The organism is Paenibacillus dakarensis, assembly GCF_001373415.1.
Taxonomy (GTDB): domain Bacteria; phylum Bacillota; class Bacilli; order Paenibacillales; family Paenibacillaceae; genus Paenibacillus_AQ; species Paenibacillus_AQ dakarensis.
The window spans coordinates 31,733-49,229 of sequence record NZ_CDSE01000084.1 but is presented as its reverse complement, the minus strand read 5'-3'; the positions used below and the strand labels follow the sequence as shown (position 1 = coordinate 49,229).

The 17,497-nt window shown below is 44.3% G+C and carries 16 protein-coding genes; 5 read left to right on the top strand and 11 right to left on the bottom strand.

Features of this window, described 5'->3' with window-relative positions:
• From qoxB to qoxD, 3 genes are read left to right on the top strand one after another with little or no spacing between them, the layout of a single operon-like run.
• The gene (gene qoxB / locus BN1234_RS17220; protein ID WP_054957882.1) at positions 1-1,944 is read left to right on the top strand and encodes a cytochrome aa3 quinol oxidase subunit I; all 1,944 of its coding nucleotides are present in this window, start codon (positions 1-3) and stop codon (positions 1,942-1,944) included.
• Entirely contained in the window at positions 1,941-2,537 is a 597-nt protein-coding gene (gene qoxC, locus BN1234_RS17215; RefSeq protein WP_054957881.1) for a cytochrome aa3 quinol oxidase subunit III, read from the top strand. Before qoxB ends, qoxC begins: the two co-directional genes overlap by 4 nt.
• 1 nt (position 2,538) lies before the next feature.
• The gene (gene qoxD, locus BN1234_RS17210; RefSeq protein ID WP_054957880.1) at positions 2,539-2,826 is read left to right on the top strand and encodes a cytochrome aa3 quinol oxidase subunit IV; all 288 of its coding nucleotides are present in this window, start codon (positions 2,539-2,541) and stop codon (positions 2,824-2,826) included.
• Positions 2,827-2,937: 111 nt separating this feature from the next.
• Here qoxD and BN1234_RS17205 read toward each other — a convergent pair whose 3' ends face one another.
• The 11 genes from BN1234_RS17205 to BN1234_RS17155 all read right to left on the bottom strand — a co-directional run bounded on the left by BN1234_RS17205 (position 2,938) and on the right by BN1234_RS17155 (position 14,809).
• The gene (locus tag BN1234_RS17205) at positions 2,938-3,132 is read right to left on the bottom strand and encodes a hypothetical protein (protein ID WP_054957879.1); all 195 of its coding nucleotides are present in this window, start codon (positions 3,130-3,132) and stop codon (positions 2,938-2,940) included.
• On the bottom strand, positions 3,119-4,543 hold the full coding sequence (locus tag BN1234_RS17200) for a sensor histidine kinase (RefSeq protein ID WP_054957878.1): 1,425 nt from the start codon (positions 4,541-4,543) through the stop codon (positions 3,119-3,121). The genes BN1234_RS17205 and BN1234_RS17200 overlap by 14 nt, the downstream gene beginning before the upstream one ends.
• Positions 4,540-5,244, bottom strand: a complete 705-nt coding sequence (locus BN1234_RS17195; protein WP_054957877.1) for a response regulator transcription factor — start codon at positions 5,242-5,244, stop codon at positions 4,540-4,542. Before BN1234_RS17195 ends, BN1234_RS17200 begins: the two co-directional genes overlap by 4 nt.
• A 173-nt stretch (positions 5,245-5,417) precedes the next feature.
• Positions 5,418-7,397 carry a PTS fructose transporter subunit IIABC gene (locus BN1234_RS17190; protein WP_054957876.1) on the bottom strand — a complete coding sequence of 660 codons (1,980 nt, stop codon included), beginning with the start codon at positions 7,395-7,397 and terminating at the stop codon, positions 5,418-5,420.
• Positions 7,398-7,460: 63 nt separating this feature from the next.
• The gene (pfkB, locus tag BN1234_RS17185; RefSeq protein WP_054957875.1) at positions 7,461-8,375 is read right to left on the bottom strand and encodes a 1-phosphofructokinase; all 915 of its coding nucleotides are present in this window, start codon (positions 8,373-8,375) and stop codon (positions 7,461-7,463) included.
• 3 nt (positions 8,376-8,378) lie between these two features.
• Entirely contained in the window at positions 8,379-9,125 is a 747-nt protein-coding gene (locus BN1234_RS17180) for a DeoR/GlpR family DNA-binding transcription regulator (RefSeq protein ID WP_054957874.1), read from the bottom strand.
• Between the two features lie 162 nt (positions 9,126-9,287).
• Positions 9,288-9,500 (bottom strand): hypothetical protein, encoded by a 213-nt coding sequence (locus BN1234_RS17175; RefSeq protein WP_054957873.1) that lies wholly within the window; start codon positions 9,498-9,500, stop codon positions 9,288-9,290.
• Positions 9,501-9,579: 79 nt separating this feature from the next.
• Entirely contained in the window at positions 9,580-10,782 is a 1,203-nt protein-coding gene (locus BN1234_RS17170; protein ID WP_054957872.1) for a cell wall-binding repeat-containing protein, read from the bottom strand.
• Between the two features lie 112 nt (positions 10,783-10,894).
• Positions 10,895-12,163, bottom strand: a complete 1,269-nt coding sequence (locus tag BN1234_RS17165) for a DHH family phosphoesterase (RefSeq protein WP_054957871.1) — start codon at positions 12,161-12,163, stop codon at positions 10,895-10,897.
• A 133-nt stretch (positions 12,164-12,296) separates the two neighbouring features.
• Entirely contained in the window at positions 12,297-12,674 is a 378-nt protein-coding gene (locus BN1234_RS17160) for a rhodanese-like domain-containing protein (protein ID WP_054957870.1), read from the bottom strand.
• A 224-nt stretch (positions 12,675-12,898) separates the two neighbouring features.
• Positions 12,899-14,809, bottom strand: coding sequence for an LTA synthase family protein (locus BN1234_RS17155; protein WP_245640204.1), 1,911 nt, complete (start codon positions 14,807-14,809; stop codon positions 12,899-12,901).
• 207 nt (positions 14,810-15,016) lie between these two features.
• Here BN1234_RS17155 and BN1234_RS17150 point away from each other — a divergent pair, with 207 nt between their 5' ends.
• Both BN1234_RS17150 and BN1234_RS17145 read left to right on the top strand, forming a co-directional pair.
• Positions 15,017-15,943 (top strand): NAD-dependent epimerase/dehydratase family protein, encoded by a 927-nt coding sequence (locus tag BN1234_RS17150; protein WP_054957868.1) that lies wholly within the window; start codon positions 15,017-15,019, stop codon positions 15,941-15,943.
• Between the two features lie 149 nt (positions 15,944-16,092).
• Entirely contained in the window at positions 16,093-17,445 is a 1,353-nt protein-coding gene (locus BN1234_RS17145) for a TrkH family potassium uptake protein (RefSeq protein WP_054957867.1), read from the top strand.
• The last annotated feature ends 52 nt before the right edge of the window (positions 17,446-17,497 follow it).

Below are 17,497 nucleotides of genomic sequence, written 5' to 3'. Positions count from 1 at the left end.
ATGAAATGGGACGAATTTTTCGTTACCGGCGAACCGATGATTTACGCCGCCATGGTGAGCATCGCACTCGCCTCGATCGCCATTGTCGTAGGTTTAACCTACTTTAAAAAGTGGGGATACTTGTGGCGGGAATGGCTGACTACGGTCGATCACAAGAAAATAGGTGTTATGTACATCATATCCGCCCTGCTCATGCTGTTCCGCGGCGGTGTCGATGCCGTCATGATGCGAGCCCAGACCGCAGCGCCGGAAATGAAATTCCTAGATGCACAACATTATAATGAGATTTTTACAACGCATGGCTTGATCATGATCCTGTTTATGGCTATGCCGTTTATTATCGGTTTGATGAACGTTATCGTTCCTCTCCAGATTGGTGCCAGAGACGTTGCTTTCCCGCGTTTGAATGCCATCAGCTTCTGGTTGTTCTTCGCCGGAGCTATGCTCTTGAACATCTCGTTCGTTATCGGGGGATCACCGGATGCCGGTTGGTCCGCATACTTCCCGCTGGCTAGCAATGAATTCAGCCCGACGGTTGGTAATAACTATTACTCCCTCGCCCTTCAAATTTCAGGGATCGGGACCTTGATGACTGGCGTGAACTTTATCGTTACGATTCTTAAAATGCGTGCGCCTGGCATGACGCTCATGAAAATGCCGATGTTTACCTGGTCAATCCTGATTACAAGCGTCATCATCGTCTTTGCTTTCCCGGTACTTACTATTGCACTGCTTCTGATGATGTTTGATAGACTGTTTGGCTCCCAGTTCTTTACGATGGCAAACGGCGGTATGGATATGCTGTGGGCTAACCTGTTCTGGGTATGGGGACACCCTGAAGTGTATATTGTTATTCTTCCTGCCTTCGGTATCTTCAGTGAGATTATTGCTACCTTCTCGAAGAAGAACCTGTATGGCTACACTTCAATGGTTGCGAGTATGGTTGTTATTTCACTCTTGTCCTTCCTTGTGTGGGCTCACCACTTCTACACCATGGGACAAGGCGCCATGGTCAACGGATTCTTCTCCATTACAACGATGGCGATTGCCGTTCCGACCGGTGTTAAAATATTTAACTGGCTCTTTACGATGCGAAAAGGCCGAATATCCTTTACAACACCAATGCTTTATTCCCTGGCATTTATTCCGATCTTTACGATTGGTGGTGTAACAGGTGTCATGCTTGCTATGGCAAGTGCTGACTATCAGTATCACAACACGATGTTCCTGGTAGCTCACTTCCACTACGTTCTGATTCCGGGTACCGTATTTGCGGTTATCGCAGGTTTCCACTACTGGTTCCCGAAAGTATTCGGATTCCGTCTTAATGAACGTCTTGGTAAGACTGCCTTCTGGTTTATCGCTGTTTCATTCAACGTAACTTTCTTCCCACTGTTTATCTTGGGTCTGAAAGGAATGACACGCCGTACGTACACTTATTCTGCAGAAACAGGCTTTGGGCCACTCAACTTGCTGTCGATGATCGGTGTAATTGGTTTGGTTATCGGCTTCGTTCTGCTCGTGTATAACATCTACTGGAGTACTCGTTATCAGCCAAGAGACAAAACGGGTGACCCTTGGGATGCTCGTACTTTGGAATGGTCTACACCAAGTCCGGTTCCGGAGTACAACTTTGCTGTTACACCGAAAGTTACTGGACGCGATCCTTTCTGGTTCTCCAAGAAAGATAATGTTCCGCTTTCAGATGAGAAAATTAAGAAGATTCATATGCCTAGCAACTCAGGCAAGCCGTTCATATTAGGTGTAGTCTTCTTCTTCCTTGGCTTCTTCCTGGTATTTAGTTGGTGGGTGCCGGCTATTATATCAGGTATTGCAGTCTTGATATTAATGGCTACAATGTCATTTGATCGGGATGAAGGCTATTACATTCCGGCTGAAGAAATCATTGAAACAGAAAACAAATTGCGGGGTGATACGGTATGAAAATAGATGCCACTCAGCCGCTAGAATACGGAACAGAGGAAAACCGCAACAAGATTTTTGGATTCTGGATATTTCTCGGAGCTGAAATTGCATTGTTCGCTACCCTCTTCACCGTTTACTTCGTACTGGTCAATCGTTTTGCATCCGGTCCGAACGGTGCTGAAATATTTGAGATTGGTCCGGTTCTTGCCGAGACTTTCATCTTGCTAACATCAAGTTTTACCATTGGTCTTGCCGTTCACAGCATGCGCCTGGGACTTAAAAAGCCAATGATGGTCTTCATGATCATCACCCTGCTGCTGGGCGCTGCGTTCCTTGGAATTGAAATCTTTGAATTTGTCACCTATGTAAATGAAGGTGCGACACTGTCAACCAGTGCATTCCTTTCCAGCTTGTTTACACTGCTTGGTACACACGGTGCTCACGTAACCTTCGGTCTATTGTGGGGAATCGGAATATTGATCCAATTGAAGAAACATGGTTTGGATCATCGTACAGCGAATAAATCCTTTATCTTCTCACTGTACTGGCACTTCCTTGATGTCGTGTGGATCTTCATCTTCAGCTTTGTATACTTGAAAGGACTGATGTGACATGTTGAAACAGCTGTTTCCGATTAAGCATGTTGTAGGATTTGTTTCCTCTCTCGTCCTTACCGCTGTTGCGCTGCTTGTGCTTATGGATATTCCATCCGCGGTGAAGATGCCTATATTGTGGGTAACAGCACTCCTGCAGGCTTCCCTTCAGCTTGTCCTATTCATGCACATCGGGGAGTCGGATAATAAAAAATCACTATATATCAACATCGCTTATGCCTTGTTTGTTGGATTAGTTACGATCTTCGGTACGCTCTTCATCTTTGTATGGGGCTGGTATAAATAATAGTACCAGTAACTTAATAAGATAATGTAATGACCCGCAAGAATGACTCTTTCTTTTAAGAGTTTACCTTGCGGGTCATTTTTTTTGAGATAATATTTACATATTTAATGTTTACTTTTTCCGCCTGTTCCAAATTACAATACCGATGATAATGACAAGAATGAATATAAACAGTCTATAGAACCGTAGTAGGAAGGATTGCATAACCTCCATTACTTGTAATGGCTCACCTGCTGCAGTCATTATTAAGCACATGGAACCCAGCGCCATCAGAAGCCCTGCCATAAACCATTCAATTTTTCGCATCCTCATCCTCCTGCTCGGCATCCAGAGGAAAGTAAATATCAAACCTTGTGCCATTTCCTAATTTACTGCTCACCTGTATTTGTCCGCCATGCAGATTGATTAATTTTTTTGCGATAGAAAGACCAAGGCCTGTACCGCCAAACTGGCGGGAACGTGATTTCTCTATCCGATAGAATCGATCAAATAAGAAAGGAAGCTCTTCCTCCGGGATACCCATTCCTGTATCGATTATCGATAATTGCACATGCTCCACGCTCTTATGAATATGGATCGAAATACTCCCCTGATCAGTATAGCGGATCGCGTTATCCAAAATGTTGAGCATAATCTGTTCTATGCGTAATCCGTCACCTTGTATCAGCGGGATGGCCTCATCAAATACGGTCTGAATGGTTAAACCCTTTTCTTTCACTTTCCACTCCAGCTTACGGACACTGCTCTGAACAATATCCCTCAGATCAATCCATTCTAAAGAAAGGCTTATCTTCCCCTCTTCCATCTTGGCCAGTTCAAACAGATCATTAACAAGCCTTTGCAGCCTGCCCGCTTCGTCCTGGATGATACCCAAATACTTGTCCTTCTCATCTTCCGAAGAATACAGCTTCTCTTTCACCACCTTCGCATAACCTTCAAGATAAGTGATGGGTGTGCGCAACTCATGGGATATATTCGCAAAAAACTCCTGACGGCTATCCCGATACCGCTGCAGATCTATAGCCAGATCATTAATGGCTTCTGCAAGAGAGCCTACTTCATCCCTGTTCTTGATTGCCAGTCTCGTTTCCAAATCGCCTGCAGCGATTTTACGTGTAGCCTTCTCCATCTGAAGCAGCGGGCGGGATAGGATTTGCGCTGAAATCCATGTTACTCCAAGAGCGAGTAATAGAGCACCAGTACCGGATAATAGAAGCAAGCTGCGGATACGGCTAATCGACTCATCCATATGCTGCGTTGAAGCCAGAACGTATATAGCTTGATTGTTCTCTTGATGAGCCCCACTTGTCGGTACAACCATCCCGGATACGAAATAACGATTCTGATTCGGATCGGTATGTATCATATTAACGGTTTTGCCGGCAAAAATGTTCTGAACATCCTTCTCGTGAATAAACGAATGATCTGATGCATCGTGTTCACCGGAATGGGCAGTAACGATTCCTTGGTTATTAATAATGAATATACTTACTTTAGAAAAAGCCGCGAACGCGTCCAGTGAATGATCCACTGTATTTTCCGGCGAGGATGCCATCATTACAAAATGAGTGGTCATTTCATTCACATTATTCTTCAGTTCTGTATGATGAAAATTCGTGAACATTCGGTCTATAGCAGTGCCAAGTAATAAGATGACCATTAAAAATAACGACATCATCCATATTCCAAGCTTTGTACCAATTCGGTTATGAATCACAAATCCTCACCTGCTGCATGAAATTTGTAACCGATTCCCCACACGGTATGTATTGGATTATATGACAGCCCCGCCTTATTTACTTTTTCCCGGATATTCTTCACATGGGTATCAATTACTCGTGACTCACCTTGAAAATCATGTCCCCAAAGACGCTCGACCAATTCTTCTCTGGAGAACGCTCTTTCACTATGCTCGGCTAACATATGCAGCAGGTCAAATTCCTTCTGTGTAAATTCGACAGCTTGATCATGAATGAAGACAGCTCTTCCGTCCGGATGAATAGAAAGCTCAGGATAGTGAAGCCTTTTCTCTTTCGGCAAGCTTGAATTTGCTAAGGTATATCTGCGAATCAAAGAGTATATCCTTGCGATTAGCTCTTCCGGTTCGAAAGGTTTCGTCATATAGTCATCAGCGCCAATGCCCAGTCCGTGCACCTTGTCTTTTGTCTCCGACCGCGCCGTTAGCATGAGAATCGGAACTTGACTTTCTTCGCGTGCTTTTTTGCATATTTGCCAACCGTCCATGTCCGGCATCATCACATCCAGCAGAATGATATCAAAACGATGCTGTTTCATTAAATGTAAAGCCTCGTGTCCTGTTCCCGCTTCTTTTACATCAAAACCCTCTTTCATGAGGTAAATGCGCAGTAAATTTCGCATATTCCATTCATCATCAATGACTAAGATTTGAATTTTCATTTCCGTCTCACCTGCTTTATTCACTTAATTCACTAATTATAATTCAAAATCATGTGGAAAACATGAAGATGCAGCGCTCCGCCCGCTCTAATTACATTATGAATGCTAAAAAGCCGGTCTAATCACATTAGGTGATTGACCGGCTTTTGTATTGCTCTAAGCGTCTGAAAGAATCAGCTCAATTTTTCTTCAACTGGTTTTTTCCATACGCCGAGGATCAGCCCGGAGACAATGGCTCCAATAATAACCGCGAGCATGAACAATATCGCATGGTTAGCCAGGGCTGCAACAAAGACTCCTCCGTGCGGTGCAGGAAGGTTAATCGCCCACAATTGTGTAAGTCCGCCAGCGATACCTGAACCAATTACGCATGAAGTGAGGACACGAAGCGGATCTGCTGCTGCGAAAGGAATCGCACCTTCTGTAATGAACGATAGACCCAGTACGTAATTCGTAAGACCCGATTTTCTTTCCTGCTCGGTAAATTTATTCTTAAAGAACGTGGTTGCCAGTGCGATGGCAAGTGGAGGAACCATACCGCCCGCCATTACGGCAGCCATCATGAGTCCATTTTCATTACCGCTGGAAGTGAATACCCCGATAGAAAATGTATAAGCTGCTTTATTGAAAGGACCACCCATATCAATGGCCATCATCGCGGCAAGAATGAAGCCTAGCAGTACCATATTGCCTGTACCCAGATTGTTGAGAACATTAATTAAGCTAGTATTGAGCGAGCTGAAAATTGGGGACAGGATATAGTACATGATTGTACCCGTGATCAGAAGACCGAATACAGGATATAGCATAATCGATTTCAAACCATCAAGCGCAGAAGGCAAATATTTAAATGCTCTGCGAAGCGCAAGGATGACATACCCGGCAAGGAAACCGGCTGCAAGACCGCCAAGGAAACCAGCGTTTGCATTAACCGCCATCAAACCGCCGACCATACCTGGCATAAGTGCGGAACGGTCTCCAATACTCATCGCTATAAATCCGGCAAGGATCGGAATCAGGAAGTGAAATGCTCCGTCTCCGCCACCAATGGTTTGCAGCAGCTGGAAGATAGGGCTGTCACTGCCGGCTGCTTGTTCAACTAAGAATGAGATGGCAAGAAGTATACCGCCACCCACGACGAATGGAAGCATGTGCGAAATCCCGTTCATGAGATTTTTATACAGTGTGCTTCCGAAACTCGCTTTCTCATCACTCGAAGAGGAATCTGAAGAACCGCCCTCTGCTTGCAGAATAGGTGCATCGCCGTTCACAGCTTTTGTAATCAATTCTTCCGGTTTACGGATTCCATCTGCTACCGGGCGCTGCAGAACCGGTTTTCCATTGAAACGCGCAAGATCTACCTTTTTGCCGGCAGCGATAATAACCCCTTTTGCACGGCGGATTTCATCTTCGGTCAGTACGTTCTTCGCACCTTCTGCCCCGTTGGTTTCTACACGAATGCTGACACCCATTTCTTTCGCTTTCTTGATCAGCGCATCTTCGGCCATGAATGTGTGAGCGATTCCGGTCGGACAAGCCGTAACAGCAATGACAAACGGCTCGTCAGCTGTATTCGCCTGAGCAGCTTTTTCATCAGTTGAAGCGGGTTTTGCCTCTTCTTTTGCTTTATTATCTTGTTTTGCTTTTTCCGCTTTAGCTGCCTTAGCTGCTTCTTTCTTCTGCTTCTCTTCTTCTGCCTCTTGTTGTTTCTTATCAAATAAAGCAGTCACTTCATCCGGTGTAGTCGTATTCATCAGCTGTTCGATGAATTCGGTGTCGATAAGCAATTTAGACAAAGCTGCAAGGGTACGCAGATGTGTATTCCCGGCTCCTTCTGGAGCGGCAATCATAAAGAACACGTGGGCAGGAGCATCATCTATGGCATCATAATCTATGCCTGCTTTGCTCTTTGCAAATACGACAGTAGGCTCATTGACTGCTTTCGTTTTGGCATGAGGCATCGCGATGCCTCCGCCAATTCCTGTGCTTGATTGAGCTTCCCGGTTATATATAGCTTCCTTGAACAGCTTAGGATCATTAATACGGCCACTTTTGCTTAGGCTTTCAATTAATTCATTAATCGCTTCATCTTTTGTTGTTGCCTTCAAATCCATAATCATGATGTCTTTGATCATCAGATCGGTTATTCTCATGTTGTGCACTCCTTATGCTGTGGAAAAAGGTATGTAATACGCTCTTCCCGCTATGATGTAAGGTTATTTCCATTCGTTGACCTGAACTTGAGGAAGCAAAGTGTCAATCAACTCTTTAACTGCAAGATCATCCGAGAATGCAGTTGCACTGCCCGAAGCGACACCCATACGGAATGCCTGCAGTGCATCACCAGTAAGAGCCAGCGTTCCGACAAAACCGCCGATCATGGAATCACCAGCTCCAACTGAATTTTTCACTTTTCCGGCAGGGACATTTGCGTGGTAAACCTTGTCCTCCGTAATGAATAAAGCTCCCTCACCTGCCATGGAGATGAGTACATGCTTAGCGCCTTCTTTAAGCAGCTTCCGCCCGTATTTCACCAGATCCTCTTTTGAATCAATGGTAACGCCGAACAATTCAGCAAGCTCATGATGATTTGGTTTCACCAGCAGGGGTTGATGCTTTAATGCCGACAGCAGCGCTTTTCCTGTTGTATCAATCACAAATTCCGCACCTGTTTTCTTACAGATGGCAATGAGCCGTTCATAAAAATCTCCACCGAGTGAAGGCGGAACACTGCCAGAAAGAATTAAGATATCATCCGGCTTCAAATGAGAGAGCTTTTCCAAAAGCGCTTGTGCTTCTTCATTCGTAATTGCCGGTCCGAGCCCATTGATTTCGGTTTCATCTCCATGCTTAAGCTTCACATTTATTCTCGTATCGTCTGAAATGGACACAAAATCAGAGGAGATCGAACCTTTAGCTAAAAAGTCCCGGATAAATTCCCCTGTGAACCCGCCTAGAAAACCCATTGCTGTATTTTCTGCTCCGAGCTCGGTGAGTATACGGGAAACATTAATTCCTTTGCCTCCTGGCAATTTCAAATCACGTTTCATTCGGTTTAAGCCGCCAAGCTGTAGATGTTCTACTTCCACTATGAAGTCTATGGAAGGGTTCAGTGTCACTGTGTAGATCATGTTTCATCCCTCAATTACTTTATATTTCTGACCAATCGACACCTTATATGGATCGGGTATCTTGTCAGTAACGAGTGTAGCCTCTTCCAGGTCAAACATCTTAGCAAATGTGATTTTGCCAAACTTGCTGGAATCAGCCAGTACATAGGTTTCACCCGATGCGTTATGGGCAGTTCTTTTCAGTAATGCTTCTTCTGGATCTGGAGTAGTATACCCCATTTTTACATCGATACCATTTGTACCGATAAATGATTTATCACAACGAAATTGCTCCATATTTTGGATTGCGATGCTTCCTACGACTGCTTTCGTATGTATTTTCATCAATCCGCCAAGTAAATAACTCCGTATATTCCTGGATACCAATGCGTCCACATGGGATAAGCCATTCGTCACAACCGTTATCTCTTTTGCTTTTATATATGGAATCATAGCAAGCGTCGTTGTACCGGCGTCGAGATAGATGCAATCTCCATCTTGAATCCGCTCTGCTGCACGTTTGGCTGTTACATTTTTTTCGTGAATGTTTTTGAACGTTTTCTCATCCATACCGAGCTCTATGCTCTTCTGCATCATTAAAGAAGCACCGCCATGAACTCTTTTGAGCAGATTTTTTGCTTCGAGATCAACAAGATCACGTCTAACCGTTGATTCGGATGCATTTAATAACTCAACAAGCTCCTGCAGTTTGACAACACCTTGCTCTTGCAGTCGTTCTAATATCAATCGGTACCGTTCCTCTGTAAGCATTACCATCCCTCCTGACAGCTATATAATATTAACATAAATCTTTAAAAAAACAATCACAATCTATCAACAATATTCAAAATCATTCATTAACAACGCACATATAAAAAACCGGTCTAATCACTCGATTGATTAGACCGGCTTCGGAAATACCCTTCATCTTTCTTAACTATCTTGTAATGATTCAGCTTGTACACCATTCCCATGGCAATTCTGATACATCTCATTCAGCTGTTGATCTGTTGCTCCTGGATGCATTTGTTTCATAAAAGGCAGCATTTCCTGAAAAGTCACGTCATTAACATCGGCATATACTGCTGTTCCGATTCCAAACGTTAATACAGCAACGCCTATAGCTGCCAACCATTTATTTTTCATGATGTCTTCGCCTCCCTATATCACCATCATAAAGAACAAAAATGTGGTTTTGATGGAGAGACGGTGAATGACCTGTGAACTAATGTCCACTATGAGCATCTCCTCCGGAAGCGGGAACAATTTCAAGCATATCGTCAATCTCGCTCTGACCCTTTTGCGTAATCGTATTCTCATCCCCGGTGATCCAGGCGTGATTATAAGGTCCTTCGGTAGGAGTCACCTCGAACTTCGGCTGTAAGGACATAACATATGACATGACGGAGTCCGGCATCCCGTCTTTGTCCGTAAATAGCATAGGTGCATGCTTGCCCAGATGGGAGAATGGAGCTACTGCAATGCTTAACATCTCAGCATCTGCCGGAACGAATGAGAAGTTATGGCCCGGCTTGTCTATTCCCCATCCGAACCCGGTCTTGTGATCTTTGAATTTGGCAAACTGTATGGCGTTCTCAAAAGGATCTGGGCCAGAAATCCGTGTTGCTTTTCCATAAGCGCTCAACGCATCAAGAACCTTTCCGGAGACAGCTGATTCCGGACCGATTACATATATATTCGCTGCACCTTCCCGTTTCTTAAGTGCATCGATGGTTTCCTGAGGGATCTCCTTCTCACGAACATACAGCAGCGGTTCAGGCATATGTGCAATCCAATTCACCGCCGGCAGTGTATATTCCGGTTGATCCATGGAACCCACGATAACGGACTTCGGAACGTCTCCTGCTACCTTGGCGTAATATGCATCGATCGCCTGGGCTGCTGCGGCAGGATTATCGCCTTCCACCTTGTCTATTTTATAATCCAGGTCTTTGAGCTGTTCCTCAACTTTTGCCGCTACTTTGCCAACGATGATTACCTGTACTCCATGATTACTCTTCGAACCTTTAGGCTTCAATCGTTTTAACTCATTCCATGTACTCTCAGGAATCCCATCCTTGGTTACATACAAGATCGGCCCATTACTAGGATGATGAATCAAGTCTGCACTTGCAGCTGCGACCTGCCAATTGTCCGAATCAACTAATACCACAATTCCGGCAGTATTGGAATCATTCGTTGAAGTCCAGAGCGTCCTGGAAGCCAGTACAGCCGCTTGAACGGGATCAGACGTATTTATGCGCGTTGTATTTTTAGTGGCAATCCAAGGGGGATTGAGCTGCTCTGCGCGTGTAGTATTTGTTCCAGATGGATAAGACGGCTGTGAAGCGTTGTCCTTATCCTGACATCCTGCCAAAATGCTCACTGCCAGAAGTGACGCCAGTCCGATAGCTATTATTTTTTTCATGTATACTCCCTCCAACTCTCTACATTGTTCATGTTTAAGAACTGTTATCAACATACCCAACAATCATGTGGAATTTGTGTAGGAAGTGTGGGATTTTTGAAAAGTTTAAATTTTATATATCATCCAGAACTCTTTCATCTTCATTTTCCGAAAAATCATGTTCCGGAATGTATTCCGGTTTACTCTCCGTCCGGATCTCTCTTACCTTATTAGATAACATGCTTACATACACTTCATCTCTGGCTAACCACGCACCGTAGTTACGCTTGATATGCCGCTCCGCCTCCTCAAAAGTGGGGAATTGAAACGAAAGAGGTTCATTATTCCACTCTGCAAGCCACTGTCCGTGCTTTGTCATATACACGAAAATCTGATCATCTCCCCAGCTCTCATATAACACGCCGGTTTCTGATCCTTTAACATTAAACTGATTACGGAAGGCATCTGCTCTCATCGGTTCAAGTTCAAACGGCTGCTCCACAAACAGCTTAAAGACCTCATGACTAAGCGTACATCCGGCAGCTTTCGCATGCCCACCTCCATTAAAACGCATGGCAATAGCAGATACATCAATATGATCGTGTATAGTTCGAAGACTCATCTTACGGTTACCCATGTTAAGTATGGCGATATAATCGAGATGCGGATTGCTTGAGCCCAGCTCACTCGCCAATTCCGAATGGTATGACTCGGCATATACGATCCCGACGCATTCCTCCCCGATAAAGGTCTGGATGATCTCTCTTTTCTTGCGGCGGATATATCGCTCGATTTTATCCTCTTCCATATCAAGGATCTTCTCTTCAAACTCATCGAAAAAGAAGCCCTGCGGATTTTGCAGCCGTTCCACCATCTTCGCTTCAAATTCATCAAGAGATATCATATAGAAAAGATCATTCAAGCGCTTGGCCTGGAGCTTATTCTCGGCCTCCCATTCCCATGTATCATATAATCGAACCAGCTCCACGAATTGATCCATGGTATCTGTGCGAGCAAGCATGTCATGCTTAATCAAATAATCATAAAATAATGAAGTAGCTGAAGAAAGACTGCCATTCTTGTGAAAGACATTCACTTGCGCCCAGGAGTAATGGTTGAAATGATCTGCCGTCTTATGATGATCGATCAGCTGGACGCTGCCTCCCGATTTAACGTATTCCTCCAGACGAAGCTCCAGTTCACTGTTCACTGTTAAGTCCGTAATATACAACTTGTCCTCCGGTCTAGCCTGTGCTGCGATTTTATTCAAATATTTATCAACCTGTATGTTAATTCCACTGACCGAATTGTAGCGAACATCAACTTTCTCTCCAAAAGCACATTTAGCTAAAATACCGCAGCCAACTCCATCCAAGTCATTATGGCTGTATAAATAAAACATTGAGTGAACAGCTCCTTGTAAAAATGTTATTTTTCAAATCTAACTTTCCCTTGTATTTTCCATTCTAGTCAAAGATTTTGAACACAAAAAAACCTGATTACTCAGGTAACCAGGCTGGACTTAACCCATAAATTTATCGGCAGGACGAGCATTCCCGGCAATCATCCGTTAGATATGACAGGGATTGGAATCCAAATTTCTTCAACTTTCGAGCTGCCAAGAGTCCTTCCGACCGTTTGGGTGTTACTATAATAACTTCATCCTCTGGACTCAATTCCTTATCCCAGACGAATGGAAGTCGACCGAGTGAGATGTTAACCGATTCCTTGATATGGCCTGCATCAGCTGTATATTCAGAGACATCCCTGACGTCGAGTACTTTCAGATGTGGACGCTCTTTTCTGGCTTTCGCGAGCTCACTGCATTTCATTAATTTCAACCCGCTTATAGGGACCCATCTCCGGTAAGTGTAGATGAGAAGAACACTTATGAAGAAATATAAAAAGTACAAGCCCTTTCCCTCCCTTAAGGTCAGCGCATAAACTCTGATCTTGATAAATTACGATTTATCTGGTGATCTCAAAATTACCCCAGTGGGTATTATTTTAGGATGTCTTTTGAAAGAAGTCAATAGGCGGCAGAAGCGAACTTCATATTCAAAGTTCGCTTCTGCCGCACACTCTTCAATTATAGCCCCCATGGTACCAGTCCTTTTAAATTCTTAAGCTAATGGTGCTACGGTGCTCTGGAAGGCAGTCTTTTCACATAATCATCGGACAATTTCATGAGCTTCAGAACATATTCGTAATCCTCCCGATAAGGAGTTATATCGTTAACCGACTCAAGAGTTCGAAGGGATACCGCAGTACCATCGTCAAACCCGTTGCCTGGTATAAACATGACCTCATTGTTGAAGAACGAACCTGTTGGCAAGTAATATCTCATTCCGATTACATTGTTATCTATATTCAACAAATCCTGTCCAAGTGCCGTAAATTGATCTTCCTTCAAGGATATTCCCATGATATTAGCAATCGTAGGCAGCATATCTACCTGACCGCCTGTCTGCTCGATGGTCTTCCCCTTTTCAAGGCCCGGAATATGAATGATAAACGGAATGTTAAACTTGCTGACCTGGTCGTGATAAGGAACTCCTACCTTGGAAGTAATCAAGCTGGCTTCGGTATCCTTACTGTTTATACCTTGATGATCCCCATATACGACCAGGACCGTATCCTCCCACAGCCCATTCTGCTTCAGCGATTCAATCAGCTTGCCGAGAGCATAATCTGAATAATTAACTGAATCCAAATAATTGCCCAGCTGGGTCCCCACAAGGTCGGGAGGAATCTGTATTTTCGAAAATGTCTCCGGAACTGCAAACGGATGGTGACTGGATACCGTAACGAACTGTGCGTAGAACGGTTTACTTTCCTGATGCAAATTCAGCAGCTTTTCCATGCCTACCCGGTATAATTCTTCATCTGAAGGCCCAAAGGAGTTGAAGTTATCATTCGTATAAAAGGGCTTGTCATAAAAATGATCGAAGGCAAGAGCCGGATACATCTTGTTTCTATCCCAGAAGCTGACCTCATTCACATGAAACGTATTGCTTACATACCCTTGCTGTGCAAGGAGACGAGGCAAGCTCGGAAGCTCCCTGCTTCCAAATCCGGTAGACATCGCAATGGAACCTAAAGGATATATCGATGTGTTGGATATAAATTCAGCATCTGAAGTATTTCCTTGTCCAATTTGCTGATAAATGTACGGGAAGTATAATCCTTGGTCTGCGAGCTGATTCATCACGGGTGTTAATACTTGATTATTTAAAGATTGGTGAATCGGGAAGTTCTGAAGTGATTCCATCTGCACGACAATAAGATTCTTGCCTTTGCCGACCCCGAAATATTCCGGTTCTTTTCCGATCTGATCAACATCCCTATAAGGATAGCTTTCCTGAAGGGTTTGGATGGCTTTGACTGTATCTTGAAGACTGACTGATGCCAATTCCCGCTTTTCCTGTCTCGTTTTCACGACCGCAGCGACTTGATAATTCATAAATCCCATCTGCTCAGCACGAACGATTTCATTCTCGATCCCCCATCCCTTGCGGATGAACAGGCCGGATACAACAACTCCAATAATAAGCAGTCCTGCCATACTCAGCTTCCATGTCGAAATCTTTCTTCTATTCCGGTAGGAGGGCTGAGTATAAATGTAACTCCTTGATTGTCTCCCCTTACGTCTAACGCGGTTAACAATCCAATAGACAGCCATGACCACAATGTCCACCCAGAAAATAAAATGCTCCGGTTCGATTAATGTAGTTATGGTGGAGCGTACCTGATTAACTTGTCCTAGACCGGATAAAGCCGTATACGTGGGTATGGAGCCAAAATACACATTGTATATGGCGGACGCAAACATGATAAGCGTCAGGACCAGATTAAAGACCCAATAAACCACACGCCTTGCTTTCATGGGGATAAGAAGCTCTAAAAAACTCATTAATGCCAGCAGTGAAAAAGCATCCGTCAGAGCCCTTTCCCACTTGATCTCATTAAATAAAAATAACCTTAAAAGCATTAATTTCAGCAGTAAGAGCAAAAACACACCGCAGAACAATGCTGATCTTCGTTTCATTGTTCTTTCCATCCTCGATCTCCCTGTCTTTCTTGTGAAATATATTGTTAAGAATCGTTCCCTATTATAGCAGGTATATAAACCTCAATCTATTATTGCATTTTCACGGAACGCCCAAACCTGTGAGTTCATGGACAGCTGACTCATGCATACGTGCCTCTTCTTACGTACGATGAACCATCCTAATCAAAGGCTGGAGGTTTAAGCATGAAGATGGTAGTCACCGGCGGAGCGGGCTTTATCGGCTCTCATCTCGTCAACAATCTGGTTTCACAAGGGTATGAAGTACATGTTATCGATAACCTGACAACCGGAGATCCCTGCCTTCTGCATTCAGAGGCAATATTACATGTTGCCGATGTAAGGGGTGATCAGGCACAGAATGTGATTCGGGTAGTCAAACCGGAGGTGGTCTTTCATTTAGCAGCAGCTCAAACAGGCGGACAGCAGTCAACGAAGTCACCAAGTGCCGATTTTGAAACGAATGTCATGGGCACACTTAATATTCTTGATGCTTGTCACGCCTATAAAGTCCGAAAAATTGTATTTGCTTCATCCTATAGTGTATATGGCAATCTTGCTAAGGAATTAATTACAGAGCATGACTCCGTGAACCCCCTCTCCTTCTGCGCTCTGTCGAAGCTTGCGGCAGAACAATACATCCGAATGTTTAAACATTATTATGGAGTAGATTACACCATTCTGCGTTATGGAAATGTATACGGCCCAGATCAAACCGCTAAGGGCGAAGGCAATGTGATAGCCGTTTATCAGGAACAGGTCCAGAACGGGCAGCCACTAACGGTCTATGGCGACGGAACACAAACCCGGGACTTCATACACGTAAAGGATATCGTTAAGGCGAATATTGCGGCCATTGATTATGGAAGCGGAGAAATATTAAATGTAAGCACGGGTCATTCAACCTCGATGAACCAACTCATTGACATCATTCAATCACAGCTTTCCCTTCCCTTTGGGGTGAACTACCTGCCCGCGAAACCTGAAGATATTCTGCACAGCTCCCTTAATATCACGAGGATATGTGCTGTCCTCCCGTGGGCGCCGGAATATACGCTGGAGCAGGGGCTCCGGGAAACATGCAGACACTGGATTTCTTCTGTACATTTGTAGCTAACCCCAGATCGGGAAATGATGGTTTTTGTGGATTCATGATGGTTAAAACGATCCCCTTTCGTGTATTATTAGAGAATGATTAAAAATAGTTAGCATATAGCAAAATGCTGAATGCTGAATACAGTAAGGAGATTAACTGCAGCACTATGAATAACAAGCGACCACGCAATCGCATGAGTCCACCCAAATTTTTAGCCATCGGCTTTCTGTCTATCGCCCTTATAGGCACCATATTTCTTAAGCTGCCTGTTTCGGTGGTACCAGGCGAACAAACAAAATGGGTTGATGCAATCTTTACAGCAGTATCTGCAATCAGCGTAACCGGGCTCACTGTGGTTGATACGGGAACACACTGGTCAACGTTCGGACAAATGGTCATCCTGACGCTTATTCAGCTTGGAGGACTCGGTTTTATGACCTCGGCGACATGGATTGCGTTAATGCTGAACCGAAGAATTTCACTCCGGGAACGGATGATTCTTCAAGAGGCTATGGGGCAATACAAGATTCAAGGGATCGTGGATCTGATCCGGCGCGTCCTCGTCTATGCTTTTACCATTGAAGGCATAGGAGCACTTTTGCTCACGTTACGGTTTTGGAAGGAAATGCCTTTGACTGATGCCGTATACCTCGGCGTATTTCAGAGTGTCTCAATATTTAATAATGCCGGATTTGATCTGCTCGGCAGTATCCACGGTCCATTTACAGGCTTTGTTGCTTATGGCACCGACCCGGTTCTTAATATAATCAACATGTGTCTTATCTTCCTTGGTGGTATTGGATTCATTGTTATGTTTGATATTATGGAGTATCCGAAATGTCGTAAGCTGTCACTGCATTCCAAAGTGGTTTTATCCGTTTCGGCGCTGCTTGTCGTGATCGGTGCATTAGCAATGTTTGTCCTTGAATTTAGCAATCCGGCTACAATGGGGAATCTATCCTACCCGCAAAAGGTTATGGCCTCCTTCTTCCAGTCGATTACATCGCGTTCGGGAGGCATCAGCACTGTAGATATCGGTCAACTGCAGCAATCGACACAATTCTTCTTGATCCTGCTTATGTTCATAGGTGCTGCACCCGGTTCTACCGGGGGAGGAATTAAAGTAACCACGTTTGCGGTTCTGATTGGATCTGTTATGACAATGATTAAAGGTAAACGTGACGTTGTTCTGTTCCGAAACCGCATTTCGGAATCCGTGGTTTATCGGGCTGTTACCTTAACCATCCTTTCATTGCTGCTCCTGGTTGGGTTCTCGATGTTTCTTTCCGCTACAGAATCAAGAGATTTTCTTGCCATCTTGTTTGAAGCGGTGTCTGCCTTCTGTACCGTTGGGTTATCGATGGGACTGACCACCGACTTATCCGAGATTGGTAAGTTTACCATTTCGATACTCATGTTTTTAGGGCGTTTGGGTCCCCTAACGCTGGCTTATGCTTTGAATCGCAAACGTCACAAGGATTTGTATCGCAATCCGGAAGGCAAAATCATTATCGGATAATTCAATCCGAATTACAGAACAAACCGTCCACCCCGGATAGGGAAATGGACGG